The sequence below is a fragment of the Streptomyces sp. SAI-170 genome, from assembly GCF_049739565.1.
Taxonomy (GTDB): Bacteria; Actinomycetota; Actinomycetes; order Streptomycetales; family Streptomycetaceae; genus Streptomyces.
The window spans coordinates 1,181,601-1,207,395 of record NZ_JBMGQD010000001.1 but is presented as its reverse complement, the minus strand read 5'-3'; the positions used below and the strand labels follow the sequence as shown (position 1 = coordinate 1,207,395).

The window sequence follows — 25,795 nt, the reverse complement described above, 5'->3', positions numbered from 1 at the left end:
CGACGCGAACTACGTGGACTCGGGAATCGGGTCGGTACTCGTGTCGGGATTGCTCTGCTCTGCCCAGATGATCTTGCCTGTGGTGGTGTAGCGGGTTCCCCAGCGCCGGCTGAGTTGCGCAACGAGGAAGAGTCCACGCCCGCCCTCGTCTGTGGTGCGGGCGTGGCGCAGGCGGGGCGACGTACTACTGCCGTCCGCCACCTCGCAGATCAAGTCGTTCCGCTGCCGGATCAGCCGAAGCCGGATGGGGTCGCGGCCGTAGCGGATGGCGTTGGTGACCAGTTCGCTGACCACCATTTCGGTGGTGAACTGAAGCTCCTGCAGACCCCATTCGGCGAGCTTGCGGGCCGCGTCGTCGCGGGCTCCCGCGACGACCACCGGATCGCGGGCCAGGTCCCAGGAGGCGACCTGACGCGCGTCCAAACCATGGGTGCGGGCCAAGAGCAGGGCAGCATCGTCGCGGGGAGGACCGGTCAGCATGGTGCCGATGACGTTGTCGCAGACGTTCTCCAGCGTCGGGGCGGGGCGGGACAGGGCATCGGCAAGGTGGGTCAGCGCCACATCGATGTCCCGGTCACCGGCCTGGACGAGGCCGTTGGTGAATACGGCGAGCAGGGCGCCGTCAGGCAGTTCCAGCTCTGTGGATTCGAACGGCAGGATGCCGAGGCCGAGCGGTGGTCCGGCCGGCAGGTCAGGAAAGGTAACCGTGCCGTCGGCCCGCACGATCGCCGGCGGCAAATGGCCGGCCCGGGCCATGGTGCATCGTCGGGTGACCGGGTCGTAGACGGCGTACAGGCAGGTGGCCCCCAGCACCGAGGGGGCCACTTCTTCCTGCTCGGCCTCGGCCGACTGATCGCTGTCCTCCTGCTCGACGAGGCTGATGACCAGGTCGTCCAGGTGGGCCAGGAGTTCGTCCGGGGGCAGGTCCAGATCGGCCAGGGTACGGACGGCCGCGCGCAGTCGGCCCATGGTGGCGGCGGCGTTCATCCCACGGCCGACGACGTCGCCCACAACGAGTGCAGCACGCGCTCCGGACAGCGGTATGACGTCGAACCAGTCGCCGCCCACCGAGTTCGGGGCATCCGCTGGGAAGTACCGCGAGGCCACATCCAGCGAAGTGCCAGCAGCCAACCCCCGCGGCAGCAGGCTGTGCTGCAATGTCAGGGCCGCCGTCCGCTCACGTGTGAAACGACGCGCGTTGTCCACGCACACGCCGGCCCGGGCCAGTAGTTCCTCGACCAGGCTGACATCCTCCTGGTCGAACGGGTCCGGGCGCTGTGAACGTGCGAATGTGGCGATGCCGAGTCGGACGCCTCGCGCCTGCACCGGCGCGACCAGAACCGAATGGATGCCGAAGGCGCGAACCTTGTCCGCCCGGTTCGGATCCTCGGCGATCCAGGCACTGGCGGAGACGTCGGCGAGCGATTCCACCACTGGCACGCCGTCGCTGAGACAGCGGCCTGAAGGCGAAGCGGGCACGCGATGGATCACGTCCCCGACCCCCGCGGTCGTCTCCGGGCACCCGGCATGTATCGACTGTTGAGCCGCGCGGCGTAGAAGCGGGCGGCCGCCGACTGGGCCCGGAAGGCGTTCCTCTCCCCGCAGAACCGACTCCAGCAGGTCGACCGCGACGACATCGGCGAAGCGCGGCACCGAGACCTCGGCGAGCTCCTCTGCAGTCCGCACGACATCCAGCGTGCTGCCGATATGCGCGCTGGCCTCGCTCAGCAGGGCCAGACGCTCCCGGTCGCGCCAGCGCTCGGTGTTGTCCACGGCCATGTACCACACGCCCAGGACCCGACCCGCTGAGTCCTCCAGCCGGAAGCAGCTGATCCACCACGCGTGCTGCCGGTCCAGGTCCACGGGGGTAGTCGCGAGGAATTCGAAATTGAGCACTGGAACACCTGTTTCCAGCGTCCGGCGCAACGGCACCTGAACGAGCTTGGCATGCTCGATCGGCAGAACATCCTCCATCCGCCGTCCCAACCGTCGCTCACGCGGCAGCGCACCGTCGTACGTCAGGTAGTCGTTCACCCAGACGTATCGCAGGTCCGTATCCAGCACGACGACCCCGACGGGTGCGTACGTGAGCAGCGGCTCGAGCATCAGCCGGCTCAGGTCCATGCCCGGGGCCTGGGCATGCCGAGCCAGCACGGCCCAGCGTCCGGTCCCGGCCGGATCACGCAGTGGGAAGACCCGCACGGTCAGTGTCAGCGGCCGCCCATCGCGGTGCCGCACGGTCACGGCACCGTCCCATGCGTCCTGTGTGCGGCACTGATCTGCCAGTGCCGCTCCGTCCTCACGTGTCGCCAGCAGCGTTATGGCGGGCCGGTTCAAGATCTCGTGTTCCGGGTATCCGACCAGCTGCTCCGCGGCCGAGCTCCAGCCGGTGACCACACCGTGCGCGTCAAGTACCGCCAGGCCCATCTGCGCCACGTCGAACAGCATGTCCGAACCTTGGGGCGTGGCATTCTCGGGGACCACCATCGTCGACCCGTCCGATCTTGAGCCCTGGTACCCGGCGATGTCCGGCTCCGGCAGGCAACCACCAGGTTTGGCGCTGATCTGTCCCTCCCCCAGGCCCATCATGTGCCGATTCTCCGAGCACCGCCAGGGATGGCGGGAGTGTCCAGCGACCGAGCAAGGTCCGGCGGAGGCCCACAGGAGCGCCGTAACGGAGCAGCCATGACCAACGCAGGACGTGCCGCGCCTGGGACACCAAACAGCTCAGAACTGCGAGAACTGCCAGAGGCGCAACGCGAGGTGCACGTCGAGTACGCGAGTGCCGTCACGCCACTCGACGCCCAGGAGGCGGTCGAGCTTGTCCAGACGCTGCCGCACGGTGTTCTCGTGGACGTGCAGCTGCGATGCGGTGAAGGCGACGCTGCGGTTCGCATCCAGGTAGGCCAAGGCGGTGGGCACCAGAGAGGTGCTGTGCTCGGTGTCGTACGCGAGGGCCGGGCCGAGGAGGTCCTCGACGATGGCTTGGTGCAGCGCCGCGTCCTTCCCCCCGAGTACGAGTCCTACGCTGCCCAGTGTCGACTCCGTGACTGCCTCGCCCTCGCGGCCGAGAATCCGCAGTGCCCGCGCGAGCCGGTGCGCCTTCTCATGCGTTCCACGGACTGACGCGAACCCACGTCCCGGTCCTGCGCAACCGACGGTGGCTCTTACGTTCTTGCGCTCCAACTCGGCCGCGATTTCTGCGCCTACCTGCAGTGGGGCCTCGCAGGTCAGCACAGCGCATACGTGCCCGCGATGCGAGGCGACGAGCCCGGCGCTGTCGGTTGAGCCCTGAACGATGCGAGCCACGATCCCATGGCAGGTCTCCGGCTCCTGCGAGTCGACGACCACGACTGCCAGAGACGCGTCGCTGTGGAGACCGTATTCGGCGAGCTTGCGCCGTAGAGCGGGGGTGGGACGGTCGGTCACGCTCTCGGCCAGCATGAGGTCCACGAGTTCCGACTGCTCGCGTGTGTCGGCCTCAGCGATGGCTTGCTCGAACAACAACTGGGCCGTGAGGGTCGTGCCGGCCCGTTGCAAGATGAGGCCGTCGAGCGCGCTGACGGGACCGGTCGTGCAGATCGCGCCAAGCACCCTGTCGCCCACAGCCGCGGCCATCACGGTCGTTTCCTCGGCCTCCGTGGCCGGGCTCTCTTTGTGGTTGCTGGGACGCGAGTCACCGGTCGCGGGTTCCCCCGTGCGGCGGGACTCCTGTGCCAGCTCGCTCAGGCGCTTGGCGTCGTGACCCGCGATCGTTTTCGCGGCGCGAAGAACGTCGGCAGTCACGATCTGCACATCGATGCCGAGAATCGCCCTGAGCTCCGCCTCGATGCGTCCCAAGCCCTCCATCGATGAGAGCGCAGAGACCAGCGACGCGTCTGCTTTCTCAAGTCGCTGCAGGTCGGTGACGTGCCGCTGGCTCTCGGCCTCGGCTCGTCTTGCTTGGTCCAGTGAACGGTTGAGGCTCTCGACCAGCTGGGCGGTCTCGATGGCCACGGCGGCCAGCGAGGCGAGGGAGTTGATCGTCGTGACCTCAGCGTGGTCGTACGTGCGGGTATAGCGGTCGGCGACCAGGAGCGCGCCAATGACGCGCCCCTCGACGTGCAGCGGGGCGCCGAGGATGGCCCGTACCCCTTCAAGGCGGACCGCCTCGTCGACGGACGGGATGTGGTGCAGGGTCTTGTCGGCCAGGTAGTCGCGGGTGGCGGCGGGGACATCAGACGCGGCGACGGCACCGAGAATGCCCGTACCGAACGGCATGCGCAACGAGCGATAGGCCGACGTGACGACGCCGTCGGTCGTGTGGATGTACGTCTCCTCCGTTTCGTAGTCGTTGAGGCTGAGGTACGCCATGTCCGAGCCGACGAGCGTGCGCGCACTGCGCACGATCGTGCGGATCGCAGCTTTGCGGTCGCGCTTTGCCGTGATCTCCAGCGCCGTCTCGTAGATCGCATTGAGGAGAGCCTGCCGCGACCGTGCCTCGGCGAGCGTACGGCCGATAGCGCGCACCGCTTGCCGTGCCGCCGGCGACAGGTGGCGCAGCTGGTCGTCCGCCAGTAGAGCGTCGAGCGTGGTCACGCCGCCCTCGCCAGCCAAGGTGGCCAGCACCGACTCAACGGCTCGGACAGTCACAGCCGGCTCGGCCGGGAAGGTTGCTGCGCCTGTGTCCACGCTTGGATCGACGCGATCGTCGGGCATGCGCAGACCTCCTTGATCGCCCTCGAGACCCAGGGCGGGGTAGAGAATTCCACAGTAGAACATGACGAGAGTAGAGGACTCTCCATAGCTAGGAAGCGGTGGCCCGAGGAAGCTTTGCGAAGGCGTTGTCGCTGGTGACGACGCCTGCAAGACGGAAAGGGCGCCAGATGGCCACCATGGACGCCGCCTCACGGGGTAGTACCCCATCAGGCTTCAGAAAGATCATCGCCGGTTCGATGGCCGGCACCATCGCCGAGTGGTACGAGTTCTTCATCTACGGCACCGCCGCGAGCCTCGTCTTCGGAGATCTGTTCTTCCCCGGATCCGACAACCCGCTCGACGGGGTGATCGCCGCCTTCGGAACCTACGCCATAGGCTTCGTCGCCCGTCCCATCGGCGGGCTCGTCTTCGGGCACTACGGAGACCGCTACGGACGCAAGCGGCTCCTGCAGATCTCGCTCCTGCTCGTGGGCGTATCGACCTTCCTCATGGGATGCCTCCCGGGCTTCGACGCATGGGGATACCTCGCCCCGATCGCGCTGGTGACCCTGCGGTTCGTCCAGGGCTTCGCCGTCGGCGGCGAGTGGGGTGGCGCCGTCCTGCTCGTCAGTGAGCACAGCCCCGATCACCGCCGCGGCACCTGGGCCGCGTTCCCTCAAGCGGCCGTGCCACTCGGGAACCTGCTCGCCACCATCGTCCTGCTGGCTCTCAATGCCGCCATGTCGGAGCAGGCGTTCCTCGCCTGGGGCTGGCGCATCGCGTTCTGGCTGTCGGCCGTGATCATCATCGTCGGCTACTACGTGCGCAAGAACCTCGAGGATGCCCCCCTCTTCGTCGAAGCGCTCGAGCGGCAGAAGGAACGGGAGGAGGAACAGGCCGGGCTCAAGGAACTGCTCAGCCGACACCCCAAGCAGGTCCTCGCCGGCATGGCCGCACGGCTCGGCGACAACACCCTCTACTACCTCATCGCCACGTTCACGATCACGTACCTCACCGTGTCGAAGAACATGTCCACCCAGACCGTGCTCCTGCTGATGTTCATCGGGAACGCCTTCCAGACGTGCTTCATGATCGTGGCTGGTTACCTGTCCGACCGCATCGGACGGCGTCGCACCTACCTCCTCGGCGGGGTGATCGGACTGGTCTGGGCCGTCGGGTACTTTTTCGCCCTGGAAACGGTGAACTTCTGGGTGATCCTCGCGGCGATCGTCGCCGGCCTCGGCGTACACGCGATGCTCTACGCCCCTCTCGGCGCGATGCTCAGTGAGATGTTCCCGACCCGCGTCCGGTACACAGGGGCGTCGTTCTGTTACCAGGTGACCTCGATCTTCGCAGGCTCTCTCGCCCCGATCATCGCCGCCGTGCTGCTGTCGCACTTCGACTCGACGGTGCCGATCACGATCTACATCGTCGTGATACTCGCCGTGTCGACGACAACGATCTTCGCGGCCTACAAGGAAACCTCTGGAACATCGCTGCGCGCCATCGACGAAGCGGATCTCGCAGCGCGGCAGGAAACGGTCATGGCAGGAGCGGCACGATGAAGGCGACGACGAACCTCACCCTGGTCTCAGACCCCGCAGCGGACACCGGTAAGGAACGGGTCGGCCACACGCACCGGATCCGAGGGGCCGTGCTGGAGTCGTGCGACAACACGCGGCCCTTCGCGGAGAGCCGGCCGATCACGGTGTGCGAGCTGGAGCTGGCCGGTCCAGGACCCGACGAGGTGCTCGTCCGCATCGAGGCCGCCGGCGTGTGCCACTCGGACCTGTCCGTGGTGGACGGCAACAGGCGCCGGCCGACCCCGATGCTGCTCGGACACGAGTCCGCCGGGCGCATCGTCGAAATCGGCGAGAACGTCACCGACCTGCGGGTCGGCCAGCGGGTCGTGATGGCGTTCCTCCCCCGCTGTGGCGAGTGCGCGGGGTGTCGTACCGACGGAAAGATGCCGTGCGTTCCGGGTACCGCGGCGAACAACGCCGGGACACTTCTCAGCGGCGGGAGCCGACTGTCGCGCGACGGCGAACCGGTCTTCCATCACCTGGGCGTCTCCGGCTTCGCCACTCACGCCACCGTGGACCGGCGGTCCGTGACCCCGGTCGACGACGATGTGCCGCCGGATGTCGCCGCTCTGCTCGGTTGCGCGGTCCTCACCGGTGGCGGAGCCGTGCTCAACGCGGTCCGTCCCGCACCCGGGCAGACCGTGGCCGTCGTCGGCCTAGGTGGGGTGGGCATGGCGGCGGTGGTCACCGCCCTGTCGCTCGGCGCCGAAGTCGTGGGTGTCGACGCCGTCGAGTCCAAACTGGACCTGGTGAAATCCTTCGGTGTCGCACAGGCGCTCACTCCGGAACAGGCCAAGGGTCAAGGACTACGGGCGGATCTCGTCGTGGAGGCCGCGGGGCATCCGCGGGCGTTCGAGACCGCGGTGGCGATCACCGCGCCCGGAGGTGCCACGGTGACGGTCGGTCTGCCGGGACCGGATGCGTGCGCCACGGTCTCCCCGCTCCTGCTCACCGCGGAAGCGCGGACGATCGTGGGCAGTTACCTCGGCTCGGCCGTGCCCCAGCGAGACATCCCGATCTATGCACAGCTGTGGCGCGAGGGCCGGCTTCCCGTGGAACGGCTCATCTCTTCCCGTATCCGGCTCGACGACATCAACGAGGCGATGGACCTCCTCGCCGGCGGTTCCCAACTGCGGCAAGTGATCGTCTTCGACGACGACCACTCCGCTACCGGCGCCGTCGCCGGCCTCCGTACCGGGAGGAGCTCATGATGGTTGGAGCAGCGTAAGCACGGGGCTGTGGCGTCCCCGCCGCCTGGCAGCTCATCGCGCAATCCCCCCCAATGATCGTGAGGACGACAACCATGCCCCACACCATGAAGCTGCAGATCATGCCGACCGGCACCATGCATGCCGATCTCACCTGGCTGCTGCTGGACCCCTCGCAGGTGATGGCATCACGCGCCGAGAAGAACAAGCCCGCCAAGTGGGTGGGCGTGCCGACGCACTGCGTGTTCATCGACCACCCCGATGGCAAGCTCCTCTGGGACGCCGGCGTGCCCCGCGACTGGGAGACCCGCTGGGCGCCGACGGGCCTGCACGAGTTCTTCCCGGTCGACGAGGTCACCGAGGACCAATGGCTGGATTCGCGGCTCAAGCAGCTCGGCCATGAGCCCAACGACATCGATCACCTCGTGCTCTCGCACCTGCACTTCGACCATGCCGGCCAGGCCGACCTGTGGAACGGCGCTCCGCACACAAAGGTCATCTGCAGCAAGGACGAATACGAAGGCGCCTTCGGCTTCGACGGCTACAACCTCGGCGCGCACGTGAAGAAGGACTACGCGGGACTGAACTTCGAGACGGTCGAGGGTGACACCGAGATCCTGCCCGGCGTCACCCTGCTGCAGACCCCCGGCCACACCTGGGGCACCATGTCGCTGCAGGTCGACCTGCCGGACAGTGGCACGATGATCTTCACGTCGGATGCCATCTACCGCTCCGAGAGCTACGGACCCCCGTCGATCGGCGCCGGCATCGTCTACGACAGCCGTAAGTGGTTCGCCTCCGTGGAGAAGATCCGCACCATCGCCGAGAAGACCAACGCCACCGTGGTCTTCGGGCACGACGAGGAGCAGATCACCAAGCTCAGGACCACGCCGGGCTACTACTCCTGACGACGCGCGTTCGGGGGCGGGCTCACCCGCCCCCGAACCCGAGGACTGACACTATGCGAATCTACGACTACGCCTGCGGCGGGTGCGGAACTCGCTTCGAAGCGATGGTCCGCGGCCACGACGCGCCCCCACCTCCGTGTATCGACTGCGGCGCACCAACCCGCCGCCTCCCGTCCGCAGGGGCTGCCCTGCTCGGCCAGGCGAAGCTGCCAGCCGCCGCCGACGCCGCGCCCAAGTCGTGGGAAGGGACCCACCGCGGCGACACGGAATACATCGCGCACTGGCGCCGTACTCTCGACGAGCGCGCTGCACTCGAGGAGCGCCACCCGGAACTTGCTGTGAAGCGCTCACCCGTCGTCGCCCACGAGGGGCGCTACCATTCCGCGCCACTCACCGTGGACGAACTGACATCGAGCGAAGCGGTTTCGCGCCCACACGGGCATCCCCACCCGCACCCGCACCCGCATCGTCACGCCGACAACTCCGAGTGAGCCGCTTCTCGGGCCAAGAGCCCTGGCTGGGCAAACCAGGGCCGCCTACCTGCTGTCGCCCACCCTCAGTGGCGACGACACAGCCGCGCGCCAGCGCACGGTCTCACTCCGCGTCGAACACAACTCAACTCCGTCTCCTGGCCTGTGTGTGCGCACGCCAGGAGCCCTGCAGACCCCTATCACCTCGGAAGGGCCGGAATCCCTTGTGACCACCAACCACGCGTTCTGGCTCGTCGGCCGTAAGGCGACCGGCGACGACTCGATCGACGTCACCTCTCCCTGGGACGGCCGTCTGATCGGCACGGCGAGCATTCCCACCGACACCCAGGTCGAGGAGGCCGTCGCCGCGGCGGACGCCGTCCGCGGCGAGTTCGCGGCGACGCCCGCGCACGTCCGTGCCACGGCGCTCGACCACGTCTCGCGCCGCTTGGCCGAGCGCACCGAGGAGATCGCACGGCTGATCTCCGCCGAGAACGGCAAGCCGATCAAGTGGGCGCGCGGCGAGGTCGGACGTGCCGTCTCCGTGTTCCGCTTCGCGGCCGAGGAAGCCCGCCGCTTCAACAGCGGCGAGACGCAGCGCCTGGACACCGATGCCGGCGGCGTCGGCCGACTCGCGCTGACCCGCCGCTTCCCCAAGGGCCCTATCCTCGGCATCGCGCCGTTCAACTTCCCGCTCAATCTGTGCGCCCACAAGGTCGCCCCGGCGATCGCCGTCGGGGCGCCGATCATCCTCAAGCCCGCCCCGGCGACCCCCCTGTCCGCTCTGGTCCTCGGTGAGCTGCTGGCCGAGACCGATCTGCCGGCCGGCGTCTTCAGCGTGCTGCCGGTGCCGAACGACCGTATGGATGCTCTGGTACAGGACGAGCGCCTGCCGGTCATCTCCTTCACCGGCTCCGACAAGGTCGGCTACTCGATCCAGGCGTCGGTGCCCACCAAGCACTGCACGCTCGAGCTCGGCGGCAACGCCGCAGCCGTCGTCCTCTCCGACTGGTCCTCCGAGGCCGACCTCGACTGGGCGGCGTCCCGCATCGCCACGTTCGCCAACTACCAGGGCGGCCAGTCCTGCATCTCAGTGCAGCGGGTCATCGCGGACGTCTCCGTCTACGACCGGCTCGTTGCGAAGGTCGTCGCGGCGGTCGAGGCACAGGGCAAGGGCGACCCCATGGACGACAAGACCGACGTCGGCCCACTGGTGAGCGTGGACGCGGCCAAGCGCGTGGAGTCGTGGGTGGAGGAGGCAGTGAACGCCGGCGCCAAGCTACTCACCGGTGGCAAGCGGGACGGCACCACGTACGCCCCGACCGTTCTGGAGAACCTGCCCTCCGGCGTCACCCTCGCCAGCGAGGAGGTCTTCGGCCCTGTGCTGACGCTGCACGAGGTCGACGGCGTCGACGAGGCATTCGCCGCGGTGAACGACTCCAAGTTCGGCCTCCAGGCCGGTGTCTTCACACATGACATGCAGACCGCCTTCCGCGCCCACAGCGAGCTCGAGGTGGGTGGTGTCGTCATCGGTGACGCGCCCTCCTACCGCGCGGACCAGATGCCGTACGGAGGTGTGAAGAAGTCGGGCGTCGGCCGCGAGGGGGTCCGATTCGCGATGGACGACTACACCTACGAGCGGGTCATGGTTCTTACGGGAATCGACCTCTGAACCTTTCGCAGCAGTTCCGGCGGCCGGAGTGCACCGAGGTGCGCTCCGGCCGCCTTTCGACGTCCCGGGCCACATCTCGGAGTGGCCGTTGTGTTTCCACCAGTGTTGTGATCACGTTCCACAGCCGGGCTCGCAGCTCCGGCAGTTGGGCCAGGTTGAAGCCGGGGACGGCAGCGGGCAGCAGATCGCCAATGCAGAAGCACGCGTCAGCGGAGGACCAGCCCAGCCGCTCCCGTCTGCGTCGGTCCCAACACACTCCACGTACCCGGTCATCGGGAGCGCATCGGAATCACGCTCCCTGGAGGTGGCGCCTCAGAAGGCTGCGACCGCGCCCAGCCCCGGAGTTGTCACCCTGTGGCCTTTCGAGCGGGTCATGCGGGATCTGCGATGGTGGGGGAACCGGGGCGAGGGATGGTGCCCGCGGGGGCGTACTGGGCGGCTTGCGCGCCGAACATCCAGGCGTAGCGGCCTTGGGCGGCCATGAGTTCGTCGTGGCTGCCGTGCTCGACGAGCCGTCCGTGGTGCAGGACGTAGATGCGGTCGGCATGGCGTACGCCGGACATGCGGTGGGTGACCAGGACGACGGCTCGGTTCGGGGCGGCGAGTCGGCGGATGCGGTCGAAGGCGGCGATCTCCGCTTCCGGGTCGAGGGCGGAGGTGGGCTCGTCCACGATGAGCACGCCGTCGGCATCCGAGGTGGCGCTGCGCCAGTGGGTTCGGGCGAGGCCGATCTTCTGCCACTCGCCGCCGGACAGTTCGCTCGCGCCGCGGAACATCCGGGCCAGCACGGTGCGCAGCCCGTCGGGAAGCTTTGCGATGACCGGTCCGGCACCCGCGTAGTCCACGGAAGGCTGCAGGTGCTCGGGGTCGGCCGCTCGGGCGGGCCGGCCGATCCGGATGTTCAACGCCGCTGTCACGGGCCAGCGTTGGAAGTCCTGGGTGCAGTGAGACGCGGTCGAATACCTCGGAGCGGTCCAGGGAGGCGATGTCGGCCTCACCCCATAACACCGTCCCGCTCTGCGGCAGCAACAGTCCCGACAGCACCTTCATCAGGGTGCTCTTGCCGGAGCCGTTCTCGCCGACCGCGGCGGTGACCGAGCCCATGGGCAGGGTGAGGGAGACCTCGTCCAGGGCGGGCGCTTCCCGGTCCGGGTAGCGGTAGCCCACTGTGTCCAGGACGATCTGCCTCACCCGTGCCGGGACGGGGTCGCCCCCGCTGGGGATGGTGCGCCGTGCCGCCTCGTCTAGGAACCGGGCGTGGTCGCGGACGTAGAGGGACTCCTCGTGCAGTTGGTTGACGTTCATGACCAGCGCGCCCAGGCTCGCCGAGCCGGACCGGACGGCGATGACGGCGGTCCCGGCCACGGCCAGACTCACCCTACGAGTTCGTAACACGATCTTGTTGAGATGCCCTGGTCGGGCGTGACCGGTCAGACGATTCGGCCGTTCGTGATGGTGTGAGTACTCGGCCGTGGATCGTGGACGACGACTTGTGGGCGCTGATTGAGCCGCTGCTGCCACCCTGGCCCGAGCGGTCACCGGGTCCACGGCCGGTGGCAGACCGGCTCTGCCTCCAGGGCATCCTCTACGTCCTCTACAACGACATCGCCTGGCAACACCTGCCGCTGGAGCTGGGGTTTGGCTCCGGGCAGACGTGCTGGCGTCGCCTGGAGCGGTGGCAGCAGGCCGGCGTCTTCGACCAACTGCACCGGATCCTGCTCTCCGAGTTGAACGCGGCCGGCGAACTCGACTGGTCACGGGCGTGCGTGGACGGTTCTCACATCCGCGCGAAAAAGGGGGTGCCGACACCGGTCCGTCGCCGGTCGACCGGCGCAAGACGGGCAGTAAGCACCACCTGATCTGCGACGGCCGCGGTAATCCGCTCAAGGTCATCACGACCGCGGCGAACGTCAACGACGTCACCCAGACCCTCGCCCTGGTCGATGGCATCCCGCCGGTGGCGGGCCGCCCCGGCCGCCCTCGCAAACGTCCCGAAGCCCTGCTCGGCGACAAGGGCTACGACTCCAACCCCAACCGCGACGAACTCCGCAAGCGCCGGATCCTGCCTGTCATCTCCCGCAAGGGCGCCCCGAACATCCAGGGCATGGGCAAGCTCCGCTACGTCGTCGAGCAGACCTTCGCCCTGCTTCACCACTTCAAACGACTCACCGTCCGATGGGAACGCCGCACCGAACTCCACGACGCCTTCGTCTCCCTGGCCTGCAGCCTCATCTGCTGGAGGCGACTGATGAAGCACCGATCATGACCGTGTCACGAGCTCTTGGCTACAACTCACACCACTCACCCAGAGGGCCGGCCGCCCGCGTCTGGGTGAAGTCGTGCACCAGGTCCCACGCCCGATCGATATCCAGGACAAAGTCGCCCGTGAACGCGGCGAGGTCATCCATAATCGGGACTTCGACCTCGGCACCCGAGGGCACGGTGCCGTCTCCTACGAGCAGAGACATCCGCTCGGTGTCACTCATCAGATGGACGACCGCGTGATCATCTCGGAAGGTCAGGATCAGCACCGGGAACTCCCGGTTCGGCGACCGAACTTCGACGTACCCCTGACCACGGGAACGCAGGTCGTTGAAGCGGTCTGACAGATCCTTCATCTCTGAACGTCTCTCAACCGGATGGAACAGTCCCGATTCCGGCGACGTCGCCGCCCACACCACGCTCATCCAGCCCTCTTCCCCACACAGGTCATCGCCCACGATCCAGGGCCACGCTCCCACTGTCCACCACGACACGACTGCTGGGACTGGGTCGCATGATCGTGTTACGAGCTCTAAGGCTCTTCCCGGTCGATGCGGGCCAGGACCATGGTGGTCGGGCTGGTGCTGTGCCATCCGAAGTCGTGCAGGTGGGAGCGCGCGGCGTCGGCTGTCGGGCCGCTGGTGGCGGCGATCACGCCGGGGTGGTGTTCTGGGTGGAGGGTGAAGTGCACATGGGCGTCGGTGGGAGTGCGGGACATCAGGGTCTTTCGGCTACGGGACCCGGCCGGGGGTGGGCCGGGCGGGGGTGGTCGGGATGACGGGAGGTCTGCGCGGGCTGGCACGTGAGGCGGCTGTGGTTTCGCCTTGCGCGGTTGGGCCTGCGGGTGGGCGGGTGGCCCGCTGCCAGCGGCTGCGGACGGCGTGCAGGTCGGCGAGCGCCCGGCGGCTGCCGGTGACCAGCTGATGCACGCTGTTTGCCGGGTCGTCGGCGTAGGCGGTGACCCGGTTGGCTACGTGGCGGGCTCGGGCGAGCAGGGTGCGTTCGACGAGCCGCTCGCCCCAGTACTCCGGGGAGCCGACAGGCATCGACAGCAGAGTGACGGCCTCGACCGAGGTGATGCCGGCGGCCAGGACACCGCGGCGCTGGGCCTCCCACAGCACGGTGACCGGATCCACCGGATCCCCTCGGTGGGCCAGCGTGGCCACGCACGGCCACAGCTCGGCGTGGACGGGGTGGAGGAAGTCGTCGGCGCTGAGCCAGCGCATCTCCTTCACCTGTGTGGGCCAGGCAACGGCGCTTGCGAGCAGCCACTGCTCGGCCTCCAGAGCCTCTTCCGTGTCCGTCGGCGGCGGGTCCGACGGCGGTGGCGGCGTGCGGGGCATAGGGCCGGAGTGGGAGGGCAAACGGCTTGCGAGTTCGTCCAGGTGTCGCTCCAGTGCGTCCGCAGCTTCGAGGGCGTGTCCAGGGCGATCCGGGACCGTGCTGTCCGCGGCGGCCTGGGCGAGCTTCTCGGCGTGGAGGCGAATGGTGCGCCGGGCGTGCTCGGATCGGATCATCGCCGCGTACGCAGGCGCGTGGCTCGACCGGGGGCAGGCGGAGATCAGGGTGTGCAGGAACGAAGGAGCCAGGCCAGCAGTCTCCGTTTGGGCCTGGGCTAGCACGGTGTTCAACCAGTCCAGTCCGGCCCGGGGTGTTTGCTCACCAAGCGCGGAAGCGGTGCGTATCGCGGCGAAGAGAGCGGAGTGGAAGGGGTTGCCGAAGGACGCCGGCTCGAGTTCGGCCAGGCCCTCAAGGAGGGTGGGGTCGAGCAGGAGGGCTCCGAGGAGAGCCTGTTCGGCATAGTGCACCGGCGGACGCTCCGTCGGTTCGTACGGCGCCTCGTCCTCGCCATTGGGGTTGTGGGGCATCAAGCGGCCAGGGTGAAGTCGTCGGGGTTGAACGGGACGCCGATATGAGGGGCGAGGATGTGGGCGGCCAGGCGCGGCGGGACCGCGTTGCCGATCTGGCTGAAGACCTGGCCCTTGTTCCCGGCCCAGGGATAGTCGGCGGGGAAAGTCTGAAGGATGCCGGCCTCGTGGGCGGTGATCCGTATCGGCTCCGGTGTGGCCTCGGATTCATCCGTGCGCTGTGGAGTGATGGGTTCGGCGACCCAGGTGCACTCGTTCGCGCGGTGCCCGAAGAACAACGTCCCCGCCGGCTCCTCGACAGGCCGGATGGTGGCGTTGGCCTGGTTGTTGCTCCGCAGGGACCACGACCAGCGATGCGCCTCCGCGGCGAACGCGGGAGCTGGGGCATCGCCGGGCCGGTTGTCACGCGTGCCGTCCGGGGCAGCCCACCCCGCTCCCTCCCGGCGGGATTGCAACACGACTGGCTCGGTCCGGTGTCTCCAGGAGCCGTGGGCACGCGCGTCGGAGAGAGTCTTGCGGGAGCCGGACGGGAACGGCTCGGGGCCGCCTCCTGGGCCGCCGCCGGCGCAGACGGTGGGCACGGGACGGTCGGTGGCTCCCCAGCCGAGGGCCTCGGCCATGCTCACCCAGCGAGCGCGACCTGGCCCGAATAGCGTCTCCGGCTCGGCGACTTGGGCGTGGGTCGGCGGGGGTGGCTGGGCTGTGCGGACTCGGGATGCGAGCAGGATCGCTCGTCGGCGGGTCTGCGGTACGCCGTAATCGGCAGCGTTCAGGATGCCGGTCCACACGGAGAATCCCCAGCCGCGCAGTACGGCCGCGTACTGGCGCCACAGTGGCAGGACGTCCGGGACCTCCTCCATCGCGACCCACTCCGGCTCGCCCGCCGCATTCAGCGCGTGCAGGTAGCGCATGGGCTCGGCGGCCAGCAGGGACCGCTCGTCCCGGCAGGCGGCGAGCAGCCTCTCGCGGGAATCGCGACCGGTGGCGAGGTCAGCGACCGCCTGGTGGACGAGTGGCTGGTCAACCAACCCGAGCCGCTTGCCGGCCGTCGACCACGCCTGGCACGGCGGACTGGCGATCAGCCCCTGGGTCCGCCCGACGAACGGCCACACCGGATAGAGAGCGACGTCCGTGCGCAGCGTCAACTGACCTGCTGTCGCCCGGGTTTTGCAGGCCCACTCGTCCCACTCCAGGCCGACGTCGCGCACCCCGAGCGCCGAGAGAGCATGGCTCCAACCACCGGGTCCTGCGAACAGATCCAGGATCAAGTGGCCAGCCCGAAGTCGTCCGGCGTTGGCTCTGCGTCCGCAGTACCTCGGCATGCCCAGGGCGAGCACCCGTCGACCACGCCCTGCTCCAGTTCATCCAGGTCGGCCTGGCCATCGGCGGGTTCTTTCTGCCGTGCAGCCCATTCGGTTGCGGTGACGTGATCGATGGGGGCCCGGTCGAGGGGGACTCGGGAGCGGTGCAGGAACGCCTGTCCGAGCAGCTGGTTGCCGCTGGCGTTCGCACGGGCGTTGCCCCGGCGGATGGCCGCGTCGAAGGCGACGACGTCCTGCCATTCGTCCGGGCTTGTGTCCCTGATGTGCCGCCATTGGGCGTTTCCGTGGAAGGGGCAAGTTATTGAGAATCGAGACAGTGTTGTGACCTTTCTGGTGATGTGTGCAGGCCGCTCTATAGGGCCTGGAATCGCTGGGCTGTTGCTTGCCCCGCTGTGTGCGGTGCAGCCGTCGGGATCGCGACCGGCCCGCTCCCGCTGAGGGGCTGCGGTCCGGCCACCCCTGCTGGACACCTTCTTCGGCTACCGTGCGCCGAGATCGACGGCTGGTGCAGTGGAGGAGCAAGTGATGAACACGGTGGGGGCCTCGACGGGCTCGGATGAGCTGAAGCGCCGCCTGGGGGTTCCCGACGCGGTGATGATCGGCCTGGGGTCGATGATCGGGGCCGGCATCTTCGCCGCGTTCGCCCCGGCAGCCGACGCCGCCGGCTCCGGACTCCTGCTCGCCCTGGCGCTGGCCGCGATCGTGGCGTACTGCAACGCCACGTCATCGGCCCGGCTGGCCGCCCGCTACCCGCAGTCCGGGGGGACCTACGTCTACGGCCGTGAGCGCCTGGGTGACTTCTGGGGCTATCTGGCCGGCTGGGCGTTCGTGGTCGGCAAGACTGCGTCCTGTGCTGCGATGGCCCTGACGGTCGGTTTCTATGCGTGGCCGGACCAGGCCCACGCCGTCGCGGTCGCCGCGGTGGTGGCGCTGACCGCCCTCAACTACAGCGGCGTGCAGAAGTCAGCGGTGCTGACCCGTGTCATCGTCGCTGTCGTTCTCGCGGTCCTGGCCGCCGTGGTGACCGCCTGCCTGACCAGTGACACCGCGGACTTCGCACGCCTGGACATCGGCGCGGACGTGACCGTCGGCGGGACGCTCCAGGCGGCCGGCCTGCTGTTCTTCGCCTTCGCCGGTTACGCCCGGATCGCCACCCTCGGCGAAGAGGTTCGGGATCCCGCCCGCACCATTCCCCGCGCGATCCCTCTCGCGCTGGGGATCACCCTCGTCGTGTACGCGGCTGTTGCTGTGGGCGTCCTGGCCGTGCTGGGACCGGACCGTCTGGCTCAGAGCGCCGCGCCGCTTGCCGAGGCAGTACGTGCCGCGGGCATCCCGGGGCTGGCCCCGGTGGTGCGGGTCGGGGCGGCCGTTGCGGCGCTCGGGTCGCTTCTCGCGCTGATCCTCGGGGTCTCGCGCACCACTTTGGCCATGGCCCGCGACCGTCACCTGCCGCATGCGCTGGCGGCGGTGCACCCCCGCTTCCAGGTTCCCCACCGTGCCGAACTGGTCGTCGGTGCCGTGGTCGCCATCTTGGCCGCGACGGTTGATGTGCGGGGCGCGATCGGCTTCTCCTCGTTCGGGGTCCTGGCCTACTACGCCGTCGCCAACGCGGCCGCGTGGACTCTCACCCCTGGAGAAGGGCGTCCGCCCCGTCTCGTGCCCCTCGTCGGACTCGCCGGGTGCGGGGCCCTCGCCTTCGCTCTGCCGGTGGTTTCCGTGATCTCCGGCGCCGCCGTCCTCGTACTCGGAGCTGCCGTGTACGGAGTGAGGAAAGCCACGGTCAACGGCTCCCCGAGCTGAGGCGCCTGCTCGCCTCGTCCTGTCCAAGGCTTCACTCCTCTCGCTGATCGGTGCGTGCCGGAACGGTGCCCATGAGCGAAGTGAGGGGGATGAAGGCGCGGTCGGTCCCGAGCTCTTTCGGGGTCGGGCCGGCTGGGGTGGGGATGTCGGCCAGCCGCTGGGTGAGGGCCGTGACCGCGTCGCGGTCTCCCTCGAGGGCCTCGCGCTCGTCATCGGTCAGGTCGAGCTGTTCGAGCATGGTGTTGATGCCTTCTTTGACGGCGAGGAGCTGGCCCTTGGTGGACTCCTTGGGGACGTAGAAGGGGCAGCGGGCGCAGGCCATGCGGTGGGGGCATTTGGCGAAGAAGTCGTAGCTGCAGTAGCCGTCGCCGAGGTCGTAGTACTTCCAGGGCTGTTCGCCGCCGGCAGCGGCACCGGTGAGGATGCTGTCACGGTCGATGAGGACTTCGATGGTGCGGACATTGCGGGCGAAGTAGTCGGCTTTCCGGTAGGCGGCGGTCAGGGTCCGCTGGAGGATCTTGGCGTAGTAGCGGGTGCTGGCGGGATGCTTGTGGCCGAGCCATTGCTGCAGGTCGCCGAGGGTGAGTGGGTCGCGGGCGTTGAGGAGCTGGGTGGCGATGGTGCTGCGGGCCCGGTGGCTGGTGAGGGCGCCGCGGGAGTCCGCTGCGGGGATGCCAGCCTTCTGGCAGAGAGCCGGGATGATGTTCTCGTTGAGGTAGGCGCTGCCGACCAGCTGGCCGCGGTGGCAGAACAGGTGCTGACGGGGCAGGCCGGTCTTGCGGTCCGCGAGGTCCGGCTGAGGCGAGCGGACGAGCTTCCAGGCGTCGATCAGTTCCCCGACCAGCGGATCGACGGGTTTGGCGAAGGGCCCGCTGGTCTTGTTCTGCGGGATGTGCAGCAGGCAGATCGGGTAGCTCTCCCCGGTTCGCTCGTCGGTTCCCTCGTCCCAGGTGATGCATTCCAGGTCCAGGCGGCGCAGTTCGTCGATGCGGCACCCGGCGAACAGCCAGACGCCGACCATGGACCGGACCATCTCGACGGGGTAGTAGGTCGCCTGCCAGCCCGCGGAGCGGGCCCTCGGGGTTCCGTATGGCTTGAGGTCCTCGCTGTTCAGCGTCAGCCCGGCGGCCATGAGCTTGGCCCAGGTAGCATCGTCGATGATCCGCGGGTTGGGTCCCATCAAGGCCCGTAGCGACAGAGGCATGCTCAGCACCTGCCGCGGGTCGAACCGAGGCTTGATCCACTCCCATTCGATCAGGTCGTTGAAGAAGCCGCGGACGCTGTCGATCCGGGTCGCCTTCCCGCGCGGGCTCAGCGGCTGGCCGAAGCGGGCCCGGTTGCGGCTGTGCCCGGCCCACTGTCCGACGTTCGCGGTCATCGTGTCGGCGATGTACTCCGCCGCGATGTCGCGCGTCCAGTGCTCCGGAGCGACGGCAACGGCTCGGAACGGGCTGCTTCCAAGATCCGCTGCCAGTCAGCCTCCGTCGGAATCCACGGAGCCTGCTCGATGCGCCTGACCAGACCCTGTTTCGGCCGCCGCCCCCGCCTGCCGGCCTGCCCGCGGCGGACCGGGTTACGCTCCCGCAGCCCATCCTCGACAAGGAACTCGTAGAAGGACCGAACCGCCACGAGCCGCTGCTGCACCGTCGCGTTCGCCAGCCCCGGGCCCGCTCGACTCGCACCCTTCCCACGTCGCCGAGCATGCGGGCGCTCCAGCATCTCCCCGATCCACGCCGCCACTGTGTCCGCTTTCCCGTACAGCGGTTCCGCACCCTCCGCGGCGCAAAACCGCAGGTGGTCGTCCACGGCTCGGCCGTACGCGTCGATCGTGTTCGGTGCCCGCCCGATGTTCGCCATGAACTGCAACCACCTGCGGGCTTCTTGATCCGCTGCCAGGTGTGGGTACTTGCCCCACGGGACATCGACCATGACTCCAAGCTAGACCCACTCGATTCCACATAAGGCACCCCAGGCAGCTGGATTTCGGAGTGTCGCCGAGGCCGAGTGAGTTCAGGTAACGGATGCAGTCAGTGCGCGACCAGCCCATGTCGATGAGGGGATGCCGGTTGTGCATGTAGCGGACGTCGGCGTCTTTGGCGCGGTGGAATTCGTCAGTGGATATGCCGACCCACTGCTCGACGAAGACGTCCTTCGGGATGCGCTGCGGGTAGGGGTATCCGAGGAGTTCCCGAACTTGTCGTTTAATCGGCTTTATCTTGTATTCCCCGGTGCACTGGCGCCGGGTCATCCCAGGTCGGCCGTCCCTGTTGAGGATGTACAGGGGCATGGAGGCGAAGCGGTGCGTCGGATTGAGGGCGTCGTTGCGGATGTTGCCGGAGGAGACACGCAGGATCGGTATTCCTGCGGGAGCGGCTACTTCCCTCTCCAGTCGGTCGAGGTGGTCATAGACGGCCCTGGGTTCCCATCCCGTGTCGGCGAAGATGGCGTAATCAACCTTTGGGAGCATGCCGTTGGCGGAGAGGGCGAGCATGGCGCTGGACTGAATGCCGGCACCGAGCGAAATGCAGGTGAGCGTAGGCGATGCGGGAATCGGAACTTCCTTGAATGAACGGAGGAGGCGGCTGGCAGGCTCCGGGGAACGGATGGCCGCTGTCAGCGATGTGCGCGGACGGTGCTGGTTGCGGCCGGAGCGGGGACGGGGCCGGCCGCGGGCAGACTGACGTGCAGGGGGGAATGGAGGACCGTGCTGAGGACGGAGATTCCAAGGGCGGTCAGACGCGCGCGATCAAGCGATGGTCCGCCGGGGAAGAACGGAGGCGCGGACGCGAGCTCACAGGTCACCAGGCCCTGGTCTTCCAAGCGGCGCAGCACCTCCACGTCCACCGTCCCGGTGCGGCCGTAGCCGCGCTCCGCGTACTGCTGGCTGACGATGACGTGGCCGCGGGCGACTTCGAGCAAGAGCTCGCGCTTGGCCGCGTCCATGCCGGACACGGTGGTGTTGCTGCGCGCCCTGTCGGGCAGCCTGGCGGCGATATGGGCGGCAGACTCGACGATGGCCTGGGGAGCGAGGGCGGTGAGTTCACGGGCCAGCCATATGAATTGCCCGAACCCGTGGCGGCGATCGGGGCGCGCATGCTCAGCCTCGTCTGCAGGCAGGGCTTGCCGGGCGGCGGTGAGGTAGCGCGTGGCGCCGCCGGTCAGGTAGGCGATCTGCTTTAGCCGGACGATGGCGCTGGACACCGGCTCGATGGCGGGCAGGGGCTGTTGCCGGACCGCCTTGATGGAGGTAAGGGCCTCGCGTTCCAGATGAAGGGAAGAGGCCGCGTAGGTGTCTGGGACGAGATCGGCACGGCCGTAGAACAGCAGGTCGATCCGGTCGTTGTGCTGGGTGTAGAGGTTGGCGAGCGCCAGGAGCCGCTCCACGGGGGTGGGCGGCGCGGGGGCATGGACGTCGAACAGGAGGGCGTCGTCGGGCGGTGTCGTCATCGGGCAGCTCTTGGGTGGGAGTGGGCTTGCCTGGCCCAGTTGGAGTGGGTGATCTGGTGGGCCGCGGATGGTGGATGCGCGGTCCGTCCGTTGGCAGGGTGCTGGAGGCTTTCCGGGGTGGTGGCGGGTCGCCTGCGGGCTCGCGATGCCAAGGTGGCGCGAGTGGCCCCGCTGACGACGAAGGGATTCGCCTGGCCGGGTGGGGGCAGGTCAGGTGGCGGTGCCGTAGTCGGCCTGCTGGGGTGTGTGCTTGGCGATGGCGCGGGTGGTGATGGCCTTCGACGCGCGGTCGGAGGCAGCGGCCAGTTCGTCTGCGCCCGGTTCGAGGTACCAGGGGCGCAGGTCGAGCATGGCGGCGCGCATGCCGGTGGCGAAGCACAGGGCGGTGCCCTTGGGCAGGGCGCGGATCGCGTCGGCGGGCAGGATCCGCTCCTGGCGCATCGACACGGAGGTCGATTTGCCGGATTCGGAGGTGGAGGTGGAGGTGGTCTCGACGTCGTGGTCGCCGATCAGCCGTGACAGCTTGTCGGCGAAGTCGGGGTCGTCGATGCCGGAGCCGATGACCTTCACCGTGGAGGCGGACCACATGGCGTCCATGCCGGCGTCGCCCCACACCTTCTGGCCCTGGCGGTAGGACTGGAGGATCGTGATGGGGATGATCCCGCGGCTGCCGAGGTGGGAGTACAAGTCCGGAAGGTCGCTGATCTTGCAGACGTTGGCGGCCTCGTCGAGGATCGCGAGCATCGGCGGATCGAGGCGTCCGCCGGCGCGTTCGGCCTGGGCGGTCGCGGCCCGCATGACGGAGTCCGCGCACGCGGCGATCAGTGCTGAGGCTCCGCCGCCGCCGTCCTTTGACAGCAGGTAGAGGGTGTCGGTGGAGGTGACGAACTCGGCGGGCCGGAACTCGGGGACGTCCTTCTGCGGGGTCACCCAGGCGGCGATCTCGGAGTTGAGGAGGGCGGCGGCATACTGGCGGGCGGTCTCGTAGATGCCGTCACGGGTCTCGGGCGGGCCTTCGACGGTGCCCTTGAGCTGGGCGGCGACGGCGGTGAAGGCGTGGTCGCGCAGGATGTCCAGCGGGGTCCGGTCGGCGGGGAAGGCGAGCCACTGCATGACGTCGGTGATGGGCCGTTCATCGAGGGCGGCGGCAAGGAACAACTGGCTGAGGATGTTGGATCCGGCCTTGGACCAGAAGTCGCCCTGCTGCGAGGCGTCCACGGAAGCGGCGAGGAAATGGCCGGCCAGGCGGCCGGCACCTTCCAAACTCTTGGCGTCGGCCAGGGGGTTCCACCACATTTCGCGGTCCGCGTGGGCGATCTGTTGCGGGTCCATCGACCACACCCGTCCCGCCGCGGCGCGGGCGTCGAGGGTGGCGGTGTAGGCGTCGCCCGCTGCCTTGTTGGAGGTCAGCAGGACCGGGCCCGCTGCGTTGAGGATCGAGGGGATGGCGAGGGAGGTGGTCTTGCCGGACCGGGGGGCCATGATGGCGACGGCGACGTCCTCGTACCCCATGCGGACTTCGTGCTTGGTGCCTTGGAGGTTGCCGAGGAGAATCCCGGTGTCGCGGGCGTCGATGTGCTTGGCGCTCTTCAGGCTCGGGCGCAGGCTGCGGGCCTTGGCGGTGATTGCCTTGGCCATCAGTGGCTCGATGTCCTTCGGCTTGGCCATCCCGGTGATCTTCTTCTTCCGGCCGCCGCCGCTGTTCTTGTGGCGGGCCCACAGAACGCCGGCCACGCTGCCCAGTGTCATCAGGATGGCGATGGGGATGATCCGCGTGCTGATCAGCAGGGACGTTTCTCCGGCGTGGGGCCAGAGCTGGTCGGGGTGGAGGAGGGTGGCGCTCGGCTTGTACGGCGCCCAGGCGCCGACTGTGAGGTAGGCGGTGATGTTGCCGCACAGCCACGCCAGGTGGGACAGGGGAACGGCGACGGCGAGGACTCCCAGGAAGAGTCGGAAGGCGATGTCGTAGCCGTCGGTGGAGTTGCTGGAGGAAGGAGGCAATGGGCTACGTGGTTCGGTGCGGGGACGAAGGGGCTCAGCGGGTGTGGCTGGGGCCGGCGGGCGGCCGCCGAGGGACGCTTGGGGCTGCCGCCGCTGTGGTGTGACGGGCGGCGAGCGTGCGGATGCGGTCCTCCAAGGCGGAGGCGAGCTGGACCGCGGGTACTTCCTGGCGCGTATGGGTGACGAGATCCGGGTCCCGCGTCGGCAGATGTGGAATGCCGGTACGCAGCACCGGACGGGGGTCGGCGAGCGCCGTGGTGAACGCGGCGATCAGATGGGGCGGTGTGTGCTCGCCGAAGCGGGCCTGCCATACCGGAGGCTGCGCGTGTTCGAGGAGCGTGCCGATCCACCAGGTGCCTGTCGTCTCGTGGATGTCGACGCTCACCGTGCCGTCAGGGGAAGCGAACCGGTGATGGCTGTAAGCCGCGGACCAGCCAGCGTTCAGCAGCGGGTGCAGGGCGTCTTGGGGGGGGGCCGGGGCGGCGGTGGGATCGGTCAGGGCGTCGATGAAACCCGCGATGATCTCCACCGGGGTGCGGGCGCCGAAGCTCGCGTACCAGGCGGGGCGGTCCGGCTCGGGGGCGTGCTGGAGCGTCCACCACTGGCTGTCGGGGTCGGGTTCCAGCCGCAGGAGCGCCTTCTGGTCGGGGCTGGAGAGGATGACGCGGGGCATGAGGGGGTCGTTGCCGTGGCTCCAGCCGCAGGCGCGGTGCAGGGGCACGGTGATCCAGGCGAGATCACCACCCCCAGCCAGATGCCGCGGTGCGATGAAGTCGACCTCCACGGTCTCGGCGCTGGGCATGGTCACCTCCGCACCGCGTGGGTCCGCCCTGCCGCGAGAGCTGCCCGCGTCGTCGGCCGTGGTGCTAGCGGCGAAGGGGTGTACTGGGCAGCAGCGTTGATCTCGTGCAGGACATGGCCGTGAATGGCCCAGTCGTCGAGGTAGCTCCAGCACTCGGCATAGTGCGCGGCAAGGGCATCGTCGAACGCGGGGGTTCCTGGCTTGGCGTCGGCAGGGAGACTGCCACGGGTACGCAGCCACTCCTCGTGCAGGGCGTCGAGCCTCTCGAGTGCGCCCCGCAGGACGCCGAGCTGGTACACCCAGCGGGTCTGCCCCGAGGACGGCGGCAAGGAGACCAGCTGCACGTCGGCGGTGGACAGGAGGTGATGAGCACCGTCGCGGACGGCTTCGAACGCGGCGGCGGTGTCGGCGTCGCGCCGGCTCTGACGCCGTCCGTACGTGTCGTCGTCGTACGGCCAGCCGTCGAGGTCGGTGTGCTCGTCGGAGTACGCGTCCCAGGCGTCGAGGATCTTCTTGCTGTCGCGGATGTAGCCGTCGAGGTGTTGCAGGGCCTCGCGGTGTGCGAGCGGGTCGAAGGAGATGGGTTGCGGTCCTCTCGGTTCAGCGGCGTGCGGCCGGACGGGTAGCGCTCGCGGCGGACGCCGCGGCGGTGGTGGCGAGTCGTTGATGCTGGCGGGCGGCGCGGGCCTGGGCGCGAATCGCGCGGAGTCGGTCGGTGTGTGCCTCGACGACCTGCTGCTGTGTGAACGGGCTGGGCTGCTGCACGACGCCGTAGTGGGCGGTGCGGTCATGCATCCCGCGTTGGAGAGGGTCGCTGCTGGCGAGCGCGGTGACGAAGGCGTTCACCAGGTGGGTCGGAGTGCGGCTGTGAAGATAAGCGTGCCAGATCAGCGGCCCGTCATAGCCGTCGTGTCCGCGGTCGCGGGTCTCGATACACCACGACGGGGCATCGTGCCCGCCGAGGTGCCGCAGCTGAAGGCGGCACATGCCGTCAGGGGAGTGGGCTGTGCCCTGCTCGTCGGTCTCCCAGTTGGCCGCGCGCAGCACCTGGAGTGCATCCGGCTGCTCGGTCGGCGGGGAGTCGAGCAGGGCGTCGGTCAGGTGACCGATGAGTTCGGCGGGCACCAGTTCGCCGAATTCGGCGTACCAGCTCGGCTCGGGGTCGGTGGGCTCGGCCCGCAGCCGCCACCACGCGGAGGTGGCGGACTGCGGGTCGAACTGGAGGATGTACCGGTGATCGGGGCTCGTCAGGACGATCTCGGGGCTCAGCGGATCGGAGGTGCGGGTCCATCCGGCGGCGGCCAGGCCATGGGTGACGTGGCGGGCGTCACCGGGGCCGGCGAGGTGGCGCGGGGTGGTGTCGAACGGGATCCGCCAGGCGTGCTTGTCGGCGAAGGCGGCGAGCTGCCGTTCACTCACCGGCACGAGCAGTGCTCCTGCGTGGGCGCCTTGGTCAGGAGGGCCTTGAGTTCATCGAGGGTGTAGTGCAGGTCGTACTGATCGGTCTGCTGCCACGCGGCGGTGCGCAGCTCTGCTATCAGCGTATGCAGGGCCGGGCTGTGGTGGGTGTCCGGGTGGTCGAGGATGGCGCGGGCGAAGGCGCGCAGGGTGTCGCCGAGCTGGATGGGCAGCCCCGTGTATTCGTCGAGCAGGGGCTCAATCAGGGCGAGCGCCTGGCCGGGATCCGGCGTGTCGCGCAGGTACTCGGTGAGCCGGGCCAAGGTGTCGGTGGCGGTGCGGATGTCGTCCGCGGTCAGCACGGTCACAGGTCTCCT

The 25,795-nt window shown here is 68.7% G+C and carries 21 protein-coding genes and 2 pseudogenes; 8 read left to right on the top strand and 15 right to left on the bottom strand.

What is annotated here, in order from left to right; translation table 11 throughout:
* Nucleotides 1-9: 9 nt before the first annotated feature.
* Both RKD23_RS05585 and RKD23_RS05580 read right to left on the bottom strand, forming a co-directional pair.
* A complete protein-coding gene (locus RKD23_RS05585; RefSeq protein ID WP_424852608.1) occupies nucleotides 10-2,589 on the bottom strand; it encodes a SpoIIE family protein phosphatase in 2,580 nt (859 codons plus the stop codon).
* A gap of 138 nt (nucleotides 2,590-2,727) precedes the next feature.
* Nucleotides 2,728-4,698, bottom strand: coding sequence for a helix-turn-helix domain-containing protein (locus RKD23_RS05580; RefSeq protein ID WP_424852607.1), 1,971 nt, complete (start codon nucleotides 4,696-4,698; stop codon nucleotides 2,728-2,730).
* Between the two features lie 167 nt (nucleotides 4,699-4,865).
* On the opposite strand from RKD23_RS05580, the gene RKD23_RS05575 reads away from it, so the two are divergent.
* From RKD23_RS05575 to RKD23_RS05555, 5 genes are all read left to right on the top strand, one after another.
* Complete coding sequence (locus tag RKD23_RS05575) at nucleotides 4,866-6,242, top strand: MFS transporter (RefSeq protein WP_424852606.1); 1,377 nt, start codon at nucleotides 4,866-4,868, stop codon at nucleotides 6,240-6,242.
* Nucleotides 6,239-7,471 (top strand): alcohol dehydrogenase catalytic domain-containing protein, encoded by a 1,233-nt coding sequence (locus RKD23_RS05570; protein ID WP_424852605.1) that lies wholly within the window; start codon nucleotides 6,239-6,241, stop codon nucleotides 7,469-7,471. Before RKD23_RS05575 ends, RKD23_RS05570 begins: the two co-directional genes overlap by 4 nt.
* A 92-nt stretch (nucleotides 7,472-7,563) precedes the next feature.
* The gene (locus RKD23_RS05565) at nucleotides 7,564-8,376 is read left to right on the top strand and encodes an N-acyl homoserine lactonase family protein (RefSeq protein WP_424852604.1); all 813 of its coding nucleotides are present in this window, start codon (nucleotides 7,564-7,566) and stop codon (nucleotides 8,374-8,376) included.
* 53 nt (nucleotides 8,377-8,429) lie between these two features.
* Nucleotides 8,430-8,867 carry an FmdB family zinc ribbon protein gene (locus tag RKD23_RS05560; protein WP_424852603.1) on the top strand — a complete coding sequence of 146 codons (438 nt, stop codon included), beginning with the start codon at nucleotides 8,430-8,432 and terminating at the stop codon, nucleotides 8,865-8,867.
* A gap of 205 nt (nucleotides 8,868-9,072) precedes the next feature.
* A complete protein-coding gene (locus RKD23_RS05555; RefSeq protein WP_424852602.1) occupies nucleotides 9,073-10,518 on the top strand; it encodes an aldehyde dehydrogenase family protein in 1,446 nt (481 codons plus the stop codon).
* Between the two features lie 371 nt (nucleotides 10,519-10,889).
* Here the strand turns inward: RKD23_RS05555 and RKD23_RS05550 are convergent.
* Nucleotides 10,890-11,898 (bottom strand): annotated as a pseudogene (locus RKD23_RS05550) (ATP-binding cassette domain-containing protein); the annotation flags it as partial.
* Nucleotides 11,899-11,993: 95 nt separating this feature from the next.
* On the opposite strand from RKD23_RS05550, the gene RKD23_RS05545 reads away from it, so the two are divergent.
* Nucleotides 11,994-12,784, top strand: a protein-coding gene (locus RKD23_RS05545; protein ID WP_424858167.1) for an IS5 family transposase whose coding sequence is annotated in 2 segments (ribosomal slippage) — nucleotides 11,994-12,309 and nucleotides 12,309-12,784 — 792 coding nt in all. Because the reading frame shifts where the segments join, the coding sequence is not laid out codon by codon here.
* 19 nt (nucleotides 12,785-12,803) lie between these two features.
* Here the strand turns inward: RKD23_RS05545 and RKD23_RS05540 are convergent.
* The 4 genes from RKD23_RS05540 to RKD23_RS05525 form a co-directional block, all read right to left on the bottom strand.
* The gene (locus RKD23_RS05540) at nucleotides 12,804-13,205 is read right to left on the bottom strand and encodes a hypothetical protein (RefSeq protein WP_424852601.1); all 402 of its coding nucleotides are present in this window, start codon (nucleotides 13,203-13,205) and stop codon (nucleotides 12,804-12,806) included.
* Nucleotides 13,206-13,312: 107 nt separating this feature from the next.
* The gene (locus RKD23_RS05535; protein WP_424852600.1) at nucleotides 13,313-13,498 is read right to left on the bottom strand and encodes a hypothetical protein; all 186 of its coding nucleotides are present in this window, start codon (nucleotides 13,496-13,498) and stop codon (nucleotides 13,313-13,315) included.
* A gap of 13 nt (nucleotides 13,499-13,511) precedes the next feature.
* Nucleotides 13,512-14,648, bottom strand: a complete 1,137-nt coding sequence (locus RKD23_RS05530) for a DnaB-like helicase N-terminal domain-containing protein (RefSeq protein ID WP_424852599.1) — start codon at nucleotides 14,646-14,648, stop codon at nucleotides 13,512-13,514.
* Nucleotides 14,648-15,916: a DNA cytosine methyltransferase gene (locus RKD23_RS05525; protein ID WP_424852598.1), complete on the bottom strand. Its 1,269-nt coding sequence runs from the start codon at nucleotides 15,914-15,916 to the stop codon at nucleotides 14,648-14,650. The genes RKD23_RS05530 and RKD23_RS05525 overlap by 1 nt, the downstream gene beginning before the upstream one ends.
* A gap of 579 nt (nucleotides 15,917-16,495) precedes the next feature.
* On the opposite strand from RKD23_RS05525, the gene RKD23_RS05520 reads away from it, so the two are divergent.
* Nucleotides 16,496-17,770 carry an APC family permease gene (locus RKD23_RS05520; protein ID WP_424852597.1) on the top strand — a complete coding sequence of 425 codons (1,275 nt, stop codon included), beginning with the start codon at nucleotides 16,496-16,498 and terminating at the stop codon, nucleotides 17,768-17,770.
* Between the two features lie 31 nt (nucleotides 17,771-17,801).
* Here RKD23_RS05520 and RKD23_RS05515 read toward each other — a convergent pair whose 3' ends face one another.
* From RKD23_RS05515 to RKD23_RS05490, 6 genes and pseudogenes are all read right to left on the bottom strand, one after another.
* Nucleotides 17,802-19,148: a tyrosine-type recombinase/integrase gene (locus RKD23_RS05515; protein ID WP_424852596.1), complete on the bottom strand. Its 1,347-nt coding sequence runs from the start codon at nucleotides 19,146-19,148 to the stop codon at nucleotides 17,802-17,804.
* Nucleotides 19,145-19,627: a site-specific integrase gene (locus RKD23_RS05510; RefSeq protein ID WP_424858166.1), complete on the bottom strand. Its 483-nt coding sequence runs from the start codon at nucleotides 19,625-19,627 to the stop codon at nucleotides 19,145-19,147. Before RKD23_RS05510 ends, RKD23_RS05515 begins: the two co-directional genes overlap by 4 nt.
* A 106-nt stretch (nucleotides 19,628-19,733) precedes the next feature.
* Nucleotides 19,734-20,261, bottom strand: a pseudogene (locus tag RKD23_RS05505) (hypothetical protein); the annotation flags it as partial.
* 122 nt (nucleotides 20,262-20,383) lie between these two features.
* The gene (locus RKD23_RS05500) at nucleotides 20,384-21,217 is read right to left on the bottom strand and encodes a hypothetical protein (protein WP_424852595.1); all 834 of its coding nucleotides are present in this window, start codon (nucleotides 21,215-21,217) and stop codon (nucleotides 20,384-20,386) included.
* Between the two features lie 210 nt (nucleotides 21,218-21,427).
* Nucleotides 21,428-23,218, bottom strand: coding sequence for a type IV secretory system conjugative DNA transfer family protein (locus RKD23_RS05495; RefSeq protein WP_424852594.1), 1,791 nt, complete (start codon nucleotides 23,216-23,218; stop codon nucleotides 21,428-21,430).
* A gap of 34 nt (nucleotides 23,219-23,252) precedes the next feature.
* On the bottom strand, nucleotides 23,253-24,020 hold the full coding sequence (locus RKD23_RS05490; protein WP_424852593.1) for a DUF317 domain-containing protein: 768 nt from the start codon (nucleotides 24,018-24,020) through the stop codon (nucleotides 23,253-23,255).
* 104 nt (nucleotides 24,021-24,124) lie between these two features.
* Here RKD23_RS05490 and RKD23_RS05485 point away from each other — a divergent pair, with 104 nt between their 5' ends.
* A complete protein-coding gene (locus tag RKD23_RS05485) occupies nucleotides 24,125-24,646 on the top strand; it encodes a hypothetical protein (RefSeq protein WP_424852592.1) in 522 nt (173 codons plus the stop codon).
* On the opposite strand, the gene RKD23_RS05480 is transcribed toward RKD23_RS05485, so the two are convergent.
* Nucleotides 24,621-25,439 (bottom strand): DUF317 domain-containing protein, encoded by an 819-nt coding sequence (locus RKD23_RS05480; RefSeq protein WP_424852591.1) that lies wholly within the window; start codon nucleotides 25,437-25,439, stop codon nucleotides 24,621-24,623. The two genes, RKD23_RS05485 and RKD23_RS05480, sit on opposite strands and share 26 nt — an antisense overlap.
* Nucleotides 25,436-25,786: a hypothetical protein gene (locus RKD23_RS05475; RefSeq protein WP_424852590.1), complete on the bottom strand. Its 351-nt coding sequence runs from the start codon at nucleotides 25,784-25,786 to the stop codon at nucleotides 25,436-25,438. The genes RKD23_RS05480 and RKD23_RS05475 overlap by 4 nt, the downstream gene beginning before the upstream one ends.
* Nucleotides 25,787-25,795 lie beyond the last annotated feature (9 nt).

Coding starts and splice junctions, on each gene's coding strand:
- RKD23_RS05585 (WP_424852608.1), bottom strand. CDS start 2,589: ATGATGGGCCTGGGGGAGGGACAGATCAGCGCCAAACCTGGTGGTTGC.
- RKD23_RS05580 (WP_424852607.1), bottom strand. CDS start 4,698: ATGCCCGACGATCGCGTCGATCCAAGCGTGGACACAGGCGCAGCAACC.
- RKD23_RS05575 (WP_424852606.1), top strand. CDS start 4,866: ATGGCCACCATGGACGCCGCCTCACGGGGTAGTACCCCATCAGGCTTC.
- RKD23_RS05570 (WP_424852605.1), top strand. CDS start 6,239: ATGAAGGCGACGACGAACCTCACCCTGGTCTCAGACCCCGCAGCGGAC.
- RKD23_RS05565 (WP_424852604.1), top strand. CDS start 7,564: ATGCCCCACACCATGAAGCTGCAGATCATGCCGACCGGCACCATGCAT.
- RKD23_RS05560 (WP_424852603.1), top strand. CDS start 8,430: ATGCGAATCTACGACTACGCCTGCGGCGGGTGCGGAACTCGCTTCGAA.
- RKD23_RS05540 (WP_424852601.1), bottom strand. CDS start 13,205: ATGAGCGTGGTGTGGGCGGCGACGTCGCCGGAATCGGGACTGTTCCAT.
- RKD23_RS05535 (WP_424852600.1), bottom strand. CDS start 13,498: ATGTCCCGCACTCCCACCGACGCCCATGTGCACTTCACCCTCCACCCA.
- RKD23_RS05530 (WP_424852599.1), bottom strand. CDS start 14,648: ATGCCCCACAACCCCAATGGCGAGGACGAGGCGCCGTACGAACCGACG.
- RKD23_RS05520 (WP_424852597.1), top strand. CDS start 16,496: ATGAACACGGTGGGGGCCTCGACGGGCTCGGATGAGCTGAAGCGCCGC.
- RKD23_RS05515 (WP_424852596.1), bottom strand. CDS start 19,148: ATGACCGCGAACGTCGGACAGTGGGCCGGGCACAGCCGCAACCGGGCC.
- RKD23_RS05510 (WP_424858166.1), bottom strand. CDS start 19,627: ATGGCGAACATCGGGCGGGCACCGAACACGATCGACGCGTACGGCCGA.
- RKD23_RS05500 (WP_424852595.1), bottom strand. CDS start 21,217: ATGACGACACCGCCCGACGACGCCCTCCTGTTCGACGTCCATGCCCCC.
- RKD23_RS05490 (WP_424852593.1), bottom strand. CDS start 24,020: ATGCCCAGCGCCGAGACCGTGGAGGTCGACTTCATCGCACCGCGGCAT.